Origin of the sequence: Micromonospora sp. WMMA1949 (genome assembly GCF_027460145.1) — a bacterium.
Lineage (GTDB): Bacteria > Actinomycetota > Actinomycetes > Mycobacteriales > Micromonosporaceae > Micromonospora.
Genome location: NZ_JAPZBG010000001.1, coordinates 2,658,526 through 2,671,893, shown reverse-complemented (window position 1 = coordinate 2,671,893; position 13,368 = coordinate 2,658,526). Strand labels below are relative to the sequence as shown.

Annotated in this window: 11 protein-coding genes; 3 read left to right on the top strand and 8 right to left on the bottom strand. The window is 71.2% G+C overall.

The features are described 5' to 3' along the window. Positions 1 to 1,392: 1,392 nt before the first annotated feature. The 8 genes from O7607_RS12630 to rpmH form a co-directional block, all read right to left on the bottom strand. On the bottom strand, positions 1,393 to 2,433 hold the full coding sequence (locus O7607_RS12630; RefSeq protein WP_269703340.1) for a ParB/RepB/Spo0J family partition protein: 1,041 nt from the start codon (positions 2,431 to 2,433) through the stop codon (positions 1,393 to 1,395). Between the two features lie 27 nt (positions 2,434 to 2,460). Next, positions 2,461 to 3,798 carry a ParA family protein gene (locus O7607_RS12625; protein WP_269703338.1) on the bottom strand — a complete coding sequence of 446 codons (1,338 nt, stop codon included), beginning with the start codon at positions 3,796 to 3,798 and terminating at the stop codon, positions 2,461 to 2,463. Between the two features lie 245 nt (positions 3,799 to 4,043). Then, entirely contained in the window at positions 4,044 to 4,796 is a 753-nt protein-coding gene (gene rsmG / locus O7607_RS12620; protein WP_442929524.1) for a 16S rRNA (guanine(527)-N(7))-methyltransferase RsmG, read from the bottom strand. Between the two features lie 341 nt (positions 4,797 to 5,137). Next, positions 5,138 to 5,728 carry a Jag family protein gene (locus O7607_RS12615; protein WP_269703336.1) on the bottom strand — a complete coding sequence of 197 codons (591 nt, stop codon included), beginning with the start codon at positions 5,726 to 5,728 and terminating at the stop codon, positions 5,138 to 5,140. 209 nt (positions 5,729 to 5,937) lie between these two features. Further along, positions 5,938 to 6,939 carry a membrane protein insertase YidC gene (gene yidC, locus O7607_RS12610; RefSeq protein ID WP_269703334.1) on the bottom strand — a complete coding sequence of 334 codons (1,002 nt, stop codon included), beginning with the start codon at positions 6,937 to 6,939 and terminating at the stop codon, positions 5,938 to 5,940. Next, entirely contained in the window at positions 6,940 to 7,179 is a 240-nt protein-coding gene (yidD, locus tag O7607_RS12605) for a membrane protein insertion efficiency factor YidD (protein WP_013477538.1), read from the bottom strand. Positions 7,180 to 7,223: 44 nt separating this feature from the next. Beyond that, positions 7,224 to 7,637 carry a ribonuclease P protein component gene (gene rnpA, locus O7607_RS12600; RefSeq protein WP_269703333.1) on the bottom strand — a complete coding sequence of 138 codons (414 nt, stop codon included), beginning with the start codon at positions 7,635 to 7,637 and terminating at the stop codon, positions 7,224 to 7,226. 34 nt (positions 7,638 to 7,671) lie between these two features. Beyond that, positions 7,672 to 7,809 (bottom strand): 50S ribosomal protein L34, encoded by a 138-nt coding sequence (gene rpmH, locus O7607_RS12595; RefSeq protein ID WP_184680567.1) that lies wholly within the window; start codon positions 7,807 to 7,809, stop codon positions 7,672 to 7,674. Positions 7,810 to 8,385: 576 nt separating this feature from the next. On the opposite strand from rpmH, the gene dnaA reads away from it, so the two are divergent. From dnaA to gnd, 3 genes are all read left to right on the top strand, one after another. Next, positions 8,386 to 10,263, top strand: a complete 1,878-nt coding sequence (dnaA, locus tag O7607_RS12590; RefSeq protein WP_269703330.1) for a chromosomal replication initiator protein DnaA — start codon at positions 8,386 to 8,388, stop codon at positions 10,261 to 10,263. 1,055 nt (positions 10,264 to 11,318) lie between these two features. Continuing rightward, complete coding sequence (dnaN, locus tag O7607_RS12585) at positions 11,319 to 12,452, top strand: DNA polymerase III subunit beta (RefSeq protein WP_269703328.1); 1,134 nt, start codon at positions 11,319 to 11,321, stop codon at positions 12,450 to 12,452. Between the two features lie 39 nt (positions 12,453 to 12,491). After that, a complete protein-coding gene (gene gnd, locus O7607_RS12580) occupies positions 12,492 to 13,364 on the top strand; it encodes a phosphogluconate dehydrogenase (NAD(+)-dependent, decarboxylating) (RefSeq protein ID WP_269703327.1) in 873 nt (290 codons plus the stop codon). The last annotated feature ends 4 nt before the right edge of the window (positions 13,365 to 13,368 follow it).

Here is a 13,368-nt window from a genome sequence, read left to right as displayed (position 1 = left end):
AGGCGCCGTTTCACGTGAAACGGCGCGAGGAGCCGGCTGGCCGTCGGCGCGGGAGATGTCCGGGATGGGCCGCATTCCCACGCCCCAGGAGTGGGCAGCTTCGACTCGGCAGCCTGGTTCCTCGGTTGCCCCGGGAGGCTCCGGCGGGTGCGCCCAGGCGGTGCGTGTGCGGCGACCTTTCATTGGCCACGCGCCCGGCTCACCCGCATGGACCTCTGGCGGCTGGCGCGGCGTCGGCCAGCGGTCAAGAAGCGGCGAGCGGGGTCTCGACTCGGCGCTGGCACGGTCAGGCGGCGAGCGGGGTCTCGAGCTGGCGCTGGCACGGTCGGGCAGGCGAGCGGGGTCTCGACCCGGCATCGGCACGGTCGAGCACGACGAGCGGGATCCCGAGCCGGCGCTAACACGGTCAGGCCGGCGAGCGGGTCCCAACCCGGCATCGGCACGGCCGAGCACGACGAGCGGGATCCCCGACCCGGCGTGGCGCGGCCGAGCCACACAGCGAGCCCGCGCCCCGATCCGGCGATGACACCGTCAAGGCACACGGCGAGCCCGGTCGCGCCCCGGCGCTCACACCGACCAAGCCACACGGCGAGCCCGGCTCGACCCGGCGCTGACACCGCCGAGCCACACGGCGAGCGCGGCCCGATCCGGCGCCGGCACTATCCAGGGTCCGGCCGCCCCGCCGAGCCGGTCCGCGCGGCGCCCGTTCCGAATTCCCGTGCCCCACCTCGGGCCGGCTCCGAGGTCAGGCCGCGCCCGTTCCGGAACGCGGTCCAGACCGCCCGGATCCGACGTCCAGGCCACGCCCGGCACCCGGACGGCCCCGCCTCGGCAGGGAAGGGCCCGAACCTGAGCTTGGCCGTCGAGGAGGGGTGGCCGGAGCGGCATGCCGCCACGGTTCTGAAAGCGGGTCCGAACCCCCAACCGGGGAGCGGGTCGACGGTCCTACGGTTCGGTTCTCGGACGGCGGGCTCGGTTTCCGACAGTCCTGAAGGGCAGCCTGCGCAGGCGGCCACACACCGGATCGGACCGAGTCAGCCGACCACCAACCGGCAACTGCGTGGACCGGCGGACGACCTCTGGGAAATCCGATAGAGAGCCGCCCTGACTTCCATCCCATGGGGCGACGGACACGGGCGCACATGCCCCGCCTGCTTTCAACGGCACGGCCCGCTGCCGAGCCGGATCCCCGCAGGGCCGGTCCACCGTCAACCGGCCGTCACCACGTTTCACGTGAAACCACGGCAGGGAGCCTGCCGCCGTCGGCCGATGCAAGCGGGAATCGACCCGCCACCCTTCGACCGACTCGTGCAGCGCCGAGAGTGCCCGGACACGAATCCGGCCGCACCCCTCGTCGAGCGGTGCGGCCGGATGGCAGATCGGAGGAGCGGACTACGCCTCGGGCTGACCGTCCTGGCCCACGCCGATGATGCCGACGATCCGTTCCAGGTCGTCCACGGTGGCGAACTCGATCGTGATCTTGCCCTTGCTGCGGCCGATGTCGACCTTCACCCGGGTGTCGAAGCGGTCGGAGAGCCGGTCCGCGAGATCGGTGAGGGCCGGGGCGTGCGGCTTCGGCCGGCGCTTGGCGGCTGCGGCCTTCGCCGGTTCCTCGGCGAGCGCCAGGTGCACCAATTCCTCGGCGCCGCGGACCGTGATGCCCTCGCGGACAATCCGCTCCGCGAGGGCCTCCTGCGCCTCGGCGTTGTCGAGGCTGAGCAGCGCCCGGGCGTGACCGGCGGAGAGCACGCCGGCGGCGACCCGGCGCTGCACGGCGGGCGGCAGGTTCATCAGCCGGATGGTGTTGGAGATCTGCGGGCGGCTGCGCCCGATCCGCCGGGCCAGTTCCTCGTGCGTGGCGCCGAACTCCTCGAGCAGTTGCTGGTACGCCGCCGCCTCTTCGAGCGGGTTGAGGTTGGCGCGGTGGATGTTCTCCAGGAGCGCGTCCCGGAGCATCGCGTCGTCCTTGGTGTCCCGGACGATGGCGGGGATCGTCTCCCGCCCGACCGCCTGGGCGGCACGCCAGCGCCGCTCGCCCATCACGAGTTCGAACTTCTCGGGGTCGAGCTGGCGGACCACGATCGGCTGGAGGAAGCCGACCTCCTGGATCGAGGTCTTCAGCTCCTCCAGCGCCTCCTCGTCGAAGACGTGCCGCGGCTGCTTCGGGTTCGGCACGATGGCGTCGACCGGGATCTCCGCGAAGCGGGCGCCGGGCACCGGGCTCAGATACGGCTCGGGCTCTGCGGCCGGCAGCGGGCTACTTCCGACGCTGCCGGTGATGGCGGCTGTCGCATCGGCGACCGGCGCCGACGGCGACACGGCTGCGGCCGACGACTCCGGCTCAGCGGCCGCCGGTTCGGCGCCCGGTACCGGTCCGGTGGGGATGAGGGCACCGAGCCCTCGGCCCAGTCCGCCGCGGGGACGGTTCTTCATGCGACGCCTCCCAGCGACATCTCCGCACTACGCATTCCGGCTCACCGGCTCCTTGACGCCTCGCTCCGCGATCTCCTGGGCGGCCTCGAAGTAACTCGTGGCTCCCCGCGAACCGGGATCGTAGGTCATCACCGACTGGCCGTAGCTCGGCGCCTCGGAGACACGCACGTTGCGCGGGATGACGGCCTGGAGGACCTTGTCCCCGAAGTGGTTCCGGACGTCCTGCTCCACCGCGTCCGCCAGCCGGGTACGCCTGTCGTACATGGTGAGCAGGATCGTGGAGACCTCGAGCTTCGGGTTGAGGTGCTGCCGGACCAGGTTGATGTTGTTTATGAGCTGGTTGAGGCCCTCCAGCGCGTAGTACTCGCACTGGATCGGAATCAGCACCTCCTGCGCGGCCACGAGCGCGTTGACGGTGAGCAGGCCGAGCGACGGCGGGCAGTCTATGAAGACGTAGTCGAAGTGCCCCGGGTACGCGGCGATGGCCCGCGCCAGGCGGGACTCCCGGGCCACCACGGAGACCAGCTCGATCTCGGCGCCGGCCAGGTCGATGGTCGCAGGTACGCACCACAGGTTCGGGATGCCCTCGACCGCCTGGGCGACCTCCTCGAGCGGCACGCTGTCGATCAGGCAGTCGTACACGTCGGGCACGCCCGTGTGGTGCGGGACGTTCAGACCGGTGGAGGCGTTGCCCTGGGGGTCAAGGTCGACCACGAGCACCCGGTTGCCGTGCAGCGCGAGCGCCACGGCGAGGTTCACGGTGGTGGTCGTCTTGCCCACGCCGCCCTTCTGGTTGGCGACGCACATCACCCGGGTCCGGTCGGGGCGGGGCATGGTGACCTCGCCACTGGGATTCAGGATCTGCACGGCGCGCATCGCCTCCATAGCCAACGGTGGATCATCCTCTTCGCGCGTCGGGGTTTCACGTGAAACGTACGTGCTGGCGTCTACCTCGTCCCCGTACCCGTCGGCCTGTGGCGTGTCGGACGGCGCCACCGTCACCTCGGGGACGGCCTGATGCGGCACGGCCGAGACGGGCGGCTGGGGTTCGTAGCGAGTGGGCACCGCGGCGTTCGCCCGCACCGCGGGCGGGCGCGGGGTCGGCGCGTTCACCGGGCCGTCGGCCGGGTCGAGCGGATCACGGGCCGGCGGTACGTTCGCCGGCACCGACGAGACGGGCCGCACGGGCCCGCCGGCCGACGACTCCCGTCGCTTCGACGGCCGGGCCGGGTACGGGGAGGACGGCTCGCCGGACTCGTTCACCGTCCACTCCTGGTCGTTGGTTTCACGTGAAACGGGGTCGGCGGAGGGCTGCCCTCCTGGTCCGGTCAACCGTGGATCGTCGTACCTGCCGTCGTCATGCACCTGTCATCCCTACCCGCTCCGGATGGTCGGTCCGCACCCGTCGAATCGCGTCCGCGCCTCGCACGGCGCCGTCGGATCGGCGGGAACCATCGGGTTCGGGTGCCGCCCGGCACCGCCGTTCCACACTATCGACGCGCGGTCAGCCTACGGCCGACGGGCGCGGTGGGTCCATGTCGGGTTGTGATCGATCACGTCACGCCCACCGGTCCAACGACCGGATCGGGCGTGCGGAATGGCGTACCGCCTCAGCGGTCGCCGCGACGGCGACCGCCACGCGACCGCTTCGGCTTCTTCGGACGGCGCGGGTTGACCACACGCTCCCGGACCACCTCGACCACCGTCGCCGGGGGTTCGATCACCCCTTCGCCGCAGCGGTGCAGTTCCGGCGTCCCGCCGCCCAGGCGGATCACGGCCTCGGAGTGCTCGGTGATCTCGTCGGCGGCCGACGCGCCCTTGAGCGCCACCAGACGGCCGCCGGGAACCACCAGCGGCAGGCACCAGGAGGCGAGCCGGTCCAGCGGCGCCACCGCGCGGGCCGTCACGATGTCGGCGTTGAGCGGTTCCCGGTCGCGCGAGCCGGCCGCCGCCTCTTCGGCCCGGCCACGGAACACACGCACGTCCCGCGTCAGGCCGAGGCGCTGGATCGCCTCGATCAGGAAGGCGGTCCGCCGAGCCAGCGGCTCCACGAGCGTCACGGTGAGGTCGGGACGCGCGATCGCCAGCACCAGGCCGGGTAGCCCCGCACCGGAGCCGACGTCTATCACGCGGGCCCCTTCCGGGACCCGTTCCGCCACCACCGCGCAGTTGAGCAGGTGCCGCTCCCAGAGTCGCGGCGTCTCGCGGGGGCCGATCAGGCCGCGGACCACGCCGTCGGTGGCGAGCAGTTCGGCGTACGCGGCGGCCAGGTCGAGCCGGTCACCGAACAGCGCGCGTGCGGCCTCCGCCAGCTCGGGCGGCAGCGTCGCCGTCGCCGGGTCGGGCGCCCCGGCACCGTCCACGAGGGACGGTGGTTCCTCCGACGGCTCCGCGAAGACCGGGTCGGCCGCCACGGCCGGAGCGGCGGGCGTCTCGTCCGCCGCCTGCTCACCGGAGAAGGCGGGGGTCACGTCGGCCGCCGGATCGGCGGGCTCGATCCCGGTCACCACCGTCGGCTCGGCGGAGAAGGCGGGCTCTCCGGGGTCGGTCACGGCGCTTCCCGGGTACGCCGGGTCGGCCGGTCCGTCGTCGTCGGAGAAGACCGGGTCGACAGTGGGGTCGGGGCGCACAGCCGACGGCCCGGGCGGCGTACCGCCCGGGCCGGTCACGGCTCCTGCCGTCGTCTCGTCGGAGATCACGGACCTCAGTCCGCCACCGGCCGGACGACGATGCGGCGGTTGGGCTCGACGCCCTCCGACTCGCTCTCCACCCCGCTCATCGCGTTCACCACGTCGTGCACGCACTTGCGCTCGAACGCGGACATCGGCTCCAGGCGCACCGGCTCGCCGTGCTCCTTGACCTTCTCGACCGCGTTCTTCGCCACGGCGGCCAGTTCCTTGCGCCGGGCGGCACGGTAGCCGCCGACGTCGAGCAGCAGGCGGCTCGGCGTACCGGTCTGACGGAACACGGCCAGCCGGGTCAGTTCCTGGAGCGCCTCCAGGGTCGCGCCGCGCTGGCCGACCAGGTTCTGGAGCCGGCCACCGACCACCTCGACAACGGGGCGGCCACCGGAGACCAGCTCGTCGATGTCGCCGTCGTAGTCGAGGATGTCCAGCAGGCCCTCGACGTAGTCGGCGGCGATCTCGCTCTGCCGGAACAGGTCGCTGTCGGCCGGGGCCTTCTTCTCCCGAGCCTCGCCCGGGGCGTCCTCGGTCTCGGTGGCGGCGGTAACGGGGGTCTCCTCGTCCAGGGACTGGTCGGCGCTGGGGATGCTGGTCTCGGTCACGGGTCTCATCTCCGTACTCGCTCGGCCGGACCGTCGGGGGTCCGCTGGTCTCCCGGGGCCGGCGGGAGGTTCGCCGGGTGCCCTCGGGCACGTCTGTACGGGCCAGTTTCGCCCGTGTCCGCGCTTCGCGCGGCGATTCCAGCCCGGCGCCGACTCCTCGGATGGCAGCACGCGGCCGGAACGGGCCACCGCCGACGCGCGACGGTGGCCCCGTGGGCTCAGCCCTGTCGCTTGGCGGGCCGGCTGCCACCCTTCTTCGGGTTGACCGGCTTGGCGCCCGGCTTCGGGCCGGCCACCTTCGGCGCGGCGGCCGGAGCCTTCGCCGGCGGCTGGGCCGCCTTGCGGCCGAACAGGCCACCGGTCTTGGCCGGCTGCACCGGGCCCTTGCCGGCGGTGCTCTTGCCGGCGGTGGTGCTCTTCGCGGTCGGCGGCGGCGGGAACTTCCGCAGCACCCACTGCTGCTGGCCGAGCGTGAAGAGGTTGTTCGTGACCCAGTAGATGATCACACCGATCGGGAAGATCGCGCCCGAGATCAGCAGCGACAGCGGGATGCCGTAGAGCATCAGTCGCTGCACCATGCGCTGCTGCGGGTCCTCTGCCCACCCGGTCTTGAGGATCATCTGACGGCTGGTCAGGTAGGTGGTGGCGATCATGATGATCACCAGGATGCCGGCGACGACCTTGACCGTGCCGGTGTTCGCGCCCAGCCGGCTCAGTTCCTCGGCGGTGGAGCCGAACTTGCCGGAGATCGGCGCGGTGAAGAGCGTCGCGTTCGAGGCGCTGTTGAACTGGTCGACAGTCCAGCCGTACAGGGTCTTGCCCTGGTTGTCCGGGCTGAGGCGGCGCAGCGTGTGGAACAGGCCCAGGAAGACAGGGATCTGGAGGAACATCGGAAGGCAGCCCATGAGCGGGTTGGCCTTTTCCTTCCGATAGAGCTCCATCATCTCCTTCTGGAGCGTCTCCCGGTCACCCTTGTGCTTCTCCTGGAGCTCCTTCACCTTGGGCTGGAGCGCCTGCATGGCACGCTGCGACTTGATCTGCTTGACGAAGACCGGGAACAGGATCACCCGGACCGTCACCACCAGGAAGATGATGGCGAGGATCCAGGCCCAGTTCGTACCGAGTACGGCCCCGACCGGAACTCCGATAGCGTCCCAGGCCGAGTGCCAGGCCAGCAGGATCCACGAGATCGCGTAGTAGATCCAGTCGAGACTAAACACTCAGGCTCCAGTCACGTCGGAACGGCGGCGGTCGCCCGGCTCCGGAACCGGGTCGTGTCCACCAGGGTGGAAGGGATGGCAGCGCGACAGCCGACGGACCGTCAGCCAGGCTCCCCGCAGCGCACCGTGCCGGGACACCGCCTCCACGGCGTAGGCACTGCACGACGGGTAGAACCGACAGCGGGCCGGCAGTGCCGGACTTATCCACCGACGGTACGCGATGATGGGCGCCAGCAGCATGCGGGCACCGGTTGTGGGCGGCGGAGTCGCCGTCGTCGGGCCGTTCACCGCGACCGCCGTCCCCGGGGGGACCGCGCGGCGGCGAGGGCGGCGTCCAGGTCGGCGCCGAGCCGGGCGTACGTCGCGTCGGCCGCTGCGGGCAGCGCGCGTACCACGAGGGTGGTCCCGGCGGGCAGCGCGTCCAGCCGCTCGCGGACCAGGTGCCGGAGCCGGCGGCGGACCTTGTTGCGGACCACCGCGCCGCCGACGGCCTTGGACACGACGAAGCCGGCGCGGCTCGGTGCGGAGATCTCCGCACCGCTGCTTCGCGCCGGCTCCGGCGAGGGTGTCTCGGTCGTGCCGATCGATCCGGGGAGGGTCAGGTGGACCACGACGGCACCGCGGCCGACGCGTCGGCCACCGCGGACCGCTGCGGCGAAGTCGCTACTGCGCCGCAGTCGTTGCGCGGCGGCCAGCACGACTGCCCACGTCCCCGGACCGGACCTGTCGGCGTCAGGCCGACAGGCGGGTGCGGCCCTTGGAGCGACGGGTCGCGATGATGGCGCGGCCGGCACGGGTGCGCATGCGCAGCCGGAAGCCGTGGGTCTTCGCGCGCCGGCGGTTGTTCGGCTGGTAGGTGCGCTTGCTCACGTCAGGCTCTCCGTTGTCGTACGCCCCGCGCGGCGGATCGCCCGGGGTCGTGTGCTGGTCCAGATCACCTGCCGGTGACCTCCGATCGGCGCTGCCGTGACACGCTCCCCGGCGATGCGGAGTGACAGCCACGGACAGCAAGCATCAATCACCCTAGCAGAGGGCGAGAGAGCAGCCGCTCCAGCCTACGCAGGGGCGCAATGACCGTCAAACGTCACACTCCGGCGTCCGACCTGCGGGCAAGCGCGACCGAAGGGGCGGTTTTCACTGATGTTGCCAAGGTCGTCTGGGTGTCGCCGGTTGATGCTGTGGGGTCCGCGCTGTTAGCGTGCGCGATTGCGGTCGGCGTCGGGGGTCCGGGGTTTGTCGCCGATCGGCAAGACCGGACACGCTGTTGAATCGTTCGGCACGGTGAACCCGCTTCAACGCCTCCGTGGATCGAGGGGGGCAGGTCCGACCCGCGTCCGGTGGGCGGCCACAATCGGTCGGTACACAGGCTGTGGATAACTTGTGGATGACGACCGGTCAGCCGTCCGGGCGGGCGTGAGAAGGAGCAGGCGAGGGGGTGGCACGACGGTGACCGGAGCGACCGACCTTGCCGCGGTGTGGACGGCGACCACCGACGAACTCGCCGACGAGATCATCTCCGCGCAGCAACGGGCGTACCTCCGGCTGACCCGGCTACGGGCGATCGTCGAGGACACCGCGCTGCTCTCGGTGCCGGACGCCTTCACCCGGGACGTGATCGAGTCCCGGCTCCGCCCGGCCATCACCGAGGCGTTGAGCCGTCGGCTCGGCCGGCCCATCCAGGTGGCAGTCACCGTACGGGTCGCCGACGACCCCGGTGCCCGCCCGGCCGGCACCGTCTACCGCAGCAGCCCCGAGCCGCTGCCCGAGCACGACGGCGCCGCCCCGCTGCCCGGTTTCGACCATCCCGGACCGGCCACGGCCAACCCGCCCTTTCCGTCTCCTCGCCCGGAGCCCGGCTATGCCGAGTCCGGCTACGCCGAGCCTGGGTACGCCGAGCCCGGCTACGCGGATCCCCGCACGGAGCAGCAGGCGGACGAACCGGCGCCCCGGCAGCGGACCGCGGACGGCGGCCGCCCCCATCTGATCCCGTCCGGGCGGGACGCGCAGGACACGCTCTTCAGCGCCGCGTTCGCCGAGCCGGTGCGCGCCGCGCCCGAGCGCCGCGCCTTCGACGAGCGCCGGGTCGAGCCGCCCGCCCCCGACTCCGGCGGATACGAGCCCCGCTACCGGGAGAGCCCCGGCCCCGCCGATCCCGCGCCGATGCGCGGCCTGCCCCGCGACGGCGCCACTGACAGCGGCCCCGGTCGGGGTGGCCCCGGCCGCGGTGGCGCCGACCACCACCGTCCCGGCGGCGGCCAGGCCGACCGCAGGCTCCCCGGCGGTACGGAGAGCGGCGGCAACCGGCTCAACCCGAAGTACATGTTCGAGACGTTCGTCATCGGCTCGTCGAACCGGTTCGCGCACGCCGCGAGCGTGGCGGTGGCCGAGTCGCCGGCGAAGGCGTACAACCCGCTGTTCATCTACGGCAGTTCGGGGCTGGGCAAGACGCACCTGCTGCACGCCATCGGGCACTACGCCACGACGCTCGGCAACGCGCGCTCGGTCCGGTACGTCTCGACCGAGGAATTCACGAACGACTTCATCAACTCGCTTCGTGACGACAAGACCAGCGCGTTCCAGCGCCGCTACCGGGACGTGGACATCCTCCTGATCGACGACATCCAGTTCCTGGAGAACCGGGAACGGACGCAGGAGGAGTTCTTCCACACCTTCAACACCCTGCACAACGCGAACAAGCAGATCGTGATCACGTCCGACCGCTCGCCGAAGCAGCTGGCGACGCTGGAGGACAGGCTCCGTACGCGCTTCGAGTGGGGTCTGCTGGCCGACATCCAGCCGCCGGACCTGGAGACGCGGATCGCGATCCTGCAGAAGAAGGCGGCGCAGGAGCGGCTGTACGCGCCGCCGGACGTGCTGGAGTTCATCGCCTCGCGGGTGTCGAACTCGATCCGCGAACTGGAGGGGGCACTGATCCGCGTCACCGCCTTCGCCAGCCTCACCCGGTCCTCGGTAGAGCTGTCGCTGGCCGAGGAGGTGCTGCGGGACTTCATCCCGGACGGCGCCGGCCCGGAGATCACCGCGGACCAGATCATGGTGTCCACGGCCGACTACTTCGGCGTGAGCCTCGAGGACCTGCGCGGCCACTCCCGCTCCCGGGTGTTGGTGAACGCGCGTCAGGTGGCCATGTACCTCTGCCGAGAGCTGACCGACCTGTCGCTGCCCCGGATCGGGCAGGCGTTCGGCGGCCGGGACCACACCACAGTGATGCACGCGGACCGCAAGATCCGTCAGCAGATGGCAGAGCGTCGCTCGCTCTACAATCAGATCGCCGAGCTGACGAACCGCATCAAGCAGAACACCTGACTCTCCCTCCCTCTGCGCTCCCCTCCACGCTCCGGCTGCTCCCGGCGGTGATCAAGGAGTTTGTGTCCGGGAGACACGTCATCCCCACCCCAAACTCCTTGGTCAACAAGGAGGGCGGGGCGCTCGCCTCGGCCGACTCCTGGCCAGCGCGGACACCACCGCAGATCTTGGAAGCTCAACGTCAAGCCTCAGGATGGACCGGCCGCAGTCAGGCGAGCACCCTCGACCCCGACGATCATGAGGTTGACGGTGACAAACCGGACGCCAAATGCCGCCAACTTCATGATCAACGCGAGCAACGGCGACGGCGGGGCCTGGCGCGGGTGTTGCGGGAGGGCTCGGCCGGCGGGTGGCAAGTTGCCGACAGCGGCGACGGTTGACCCTCGAGCCGGTAGAGGGCCCAGGATTTGTCCTGTGCTCGTCCACAGCTCGTACCCGTTGTCCACAGCCCCTGTGTCACAGGCGGTGGACAACCACACTGTGCACTCGCCCGGTTACCCACAGACTGTGGACAACTCCTGGGGACGACGCTGTGGACGCCTGGGGATGACGGTCCCGTTGTCCCCAGACAGCGGGTCGCCTGTGGGCGGGCTGTTGAAGGTTCTGGGGACGACGGCTGTGGACCTCTGCGGCGCTGTCCACAGCGCTGGGGAGAAAACCGGTGGATTAGCGGTGGACAGCCGTGGAAAACCCGGCGGCTGGCGAGGGCTGTGGACCGGGACACGAGTTCTACCCCTGGTTCTCCACAGCCAAACCACCGGTGGATAACGTGTCTGACCTGCGCGGACGCCGGTTCTCCACAGTTTGCACAGGTGCGATGAAGACGATGAGTTATCTCTTCTAAACAACAAAAACCAATCATCACCGTTGGACTTCCTGTGGATCGGGCCGAAGCACTGCCGTCGGCAGTCGCCCGGGCACCTGGATCCACGGGGTCGGGCGCACAGCCGATGCCCCAGCGCCTTAAGGTGCGATGGGTACCCGCACGGTCGGGCGGGACGGGTGGCAGCGGTCGGCATGAGAGAGTTGTCGCTGACGTCGACGCGGAGGCATTGATGAAGTTCCGAGTGGAGCGCGACGCGCTCGCCGAGGCGGTCGCGTGGACCGCCAAGAGCCTGCCCAACCGACCCTCCGTACCGGTGCTGGCCGGAGTGATGCTCCGGGTCACCGACGGCAACCTCCAGGTCTCCGGCTTCGACTACGAGGTCTCCAGCCAGGTGACGGTCGAGGTGCAGGGTGACGCGGACGGCGCCGCCCTGGTCTCCGGCCGGCTGCTCGCCGAGATCACCAAGGCCCTGCCGGCCAAGCCGGTGGACATCGCCGCCGTCGGCGCCCACCTCGAACTGGTCTGCGGCAGCGCCCGGTTCACGCTGCCCACCATGCCGGTGGAGGACTACCCGACGCTCCCGGAGATGCCGGAGAGCGCGGGCACCGTGGACGCCGCCGCCTTCGCCGCCGCCGTGGCCCAGGTGGCGGTGGCCGCCGGCCGCGACGAGACGCTGCCGATGATGACCGGTGTGCGCATCGAGCTGAGCGGCGGCACGATGGCCATGCTGGCGACCGACCGCTACCGCCTCGCGCTGCGCGAGATGGAGTGGAACCCGGACGACCCGGAGATCAGCCTCAACGCGCTGGTGCCGGCTCGTACGCTGCACGACACCGCGAAGGCACTCGGCCCGCTCGGCGGCCACGTCACCATGGCGCTCTCCTCCGGCGGCGCCGGTGAGGGCATGATCGGTTTCTCCGGCGGCACCCGCCGGACCACCAGCCGCTTGCTCGACGGGGCCAACTACCCGCCGGTGCGCTCGCTGTTCCCGGCCGACCACAACGCCGAGGCGCGCGTCGCCGTCTCCTCGCTCATCGAGGTGGTCAAGCGCGTCGCGCTGGTCGCCGAGCGCACCACCCCGGTCCTGCTCAGCTTCAGCGCCGACGGTCTCGTGGTCGAGGCGGGCGGCACCGAGGAGGCCCGGGCCAGCGAGGCCATGGAGGCCACCTTCAGCGGCGAGCCGCTGACCATCGGGTTCAACCCGCAGTACCTCATCGACGGCCTGGCCAACCTGGGCGCCCAGCACGCCCTGCTCCGGTTCGTCGATGCGTTCAAGCCCGCGGTCATCTCCCCGGCAGGCGAGGACGGCGAGGTCATCCCGGGGTACCGGTACCTCATCATGCCGATTCGCGTGTCCCGCTGACCGCAGCAGCACGACCCTGACGTACGGAGGTAGGAGCAGATGCAGCTCGGCCTGGTAGGACTCGGCCGCATGGGCGGCAACATGCGGGAGCGGTTGCGCGCCGCCGGGCACGAGGTGGTCGGCTACGACCACAACCCGGAGATCAGCGACGCCGCGAGCCTGGCCGAGCTTGCCGAGAAGCTCCAGTCGCCCCGCGCGGTCTGGGTCATGGTTCCCGCCGGCGTCACCGACGCCACCATCGACGAGCTCGCCGGTGTGCTGGGCGAGGGCGACATCATCATCGACGGCGGCAACTCCCGGTTCAGCGACGACGCCCCGCGCGCGGAGCGGCTCAACGAGCAGGGCATCGGCTACATCGACGTCGGCGTCTCCGGCGGCGTCTGGGGCCGGCAGAACGGGTACGCGCTGATGGTCGGCGGCGCGCAGGAGCACGTCGAGCGCCTGATGCCGATCTTCGAGGCGCTCAAGCCCGAGGGTGAGTTCGGCTTCGTGCACGCCGGCCCGGTCGGCGCCGGCCACTACGCCAAGATGGTGCACAACGGCATCGAGTACGGCCTGATGCACGCGTACGCCGAGGGCTACGAGCTGCTCGCCGCCTCCGAGCTGGTGACGAACGTGCCCGGCGTGTTCAAGTCGTGGCGCGAGGGCACCGTGGTCCGCTCCTGGCTGCTCGACCTGCTGGACCGGGCACTCGACGAGGACCCGGAACTGGCCGAGCTGAGCGGCTACACCGAGGACACCGGCGAGGGCCGCTGGACCGTGGACGAGGCGGTCCGGCTCGCCGTGCCGCTCAACGTCATCACCGCGTCGCTGTTCGCCCGGTTCGCCTCCCGGCAGGACGACTCGCCCGCGATGAAGGCCGTCGCCGCGCTGCGCCAGCAGTTCGGCGGCCACGCCGTCCACAAGCGCTGACCGG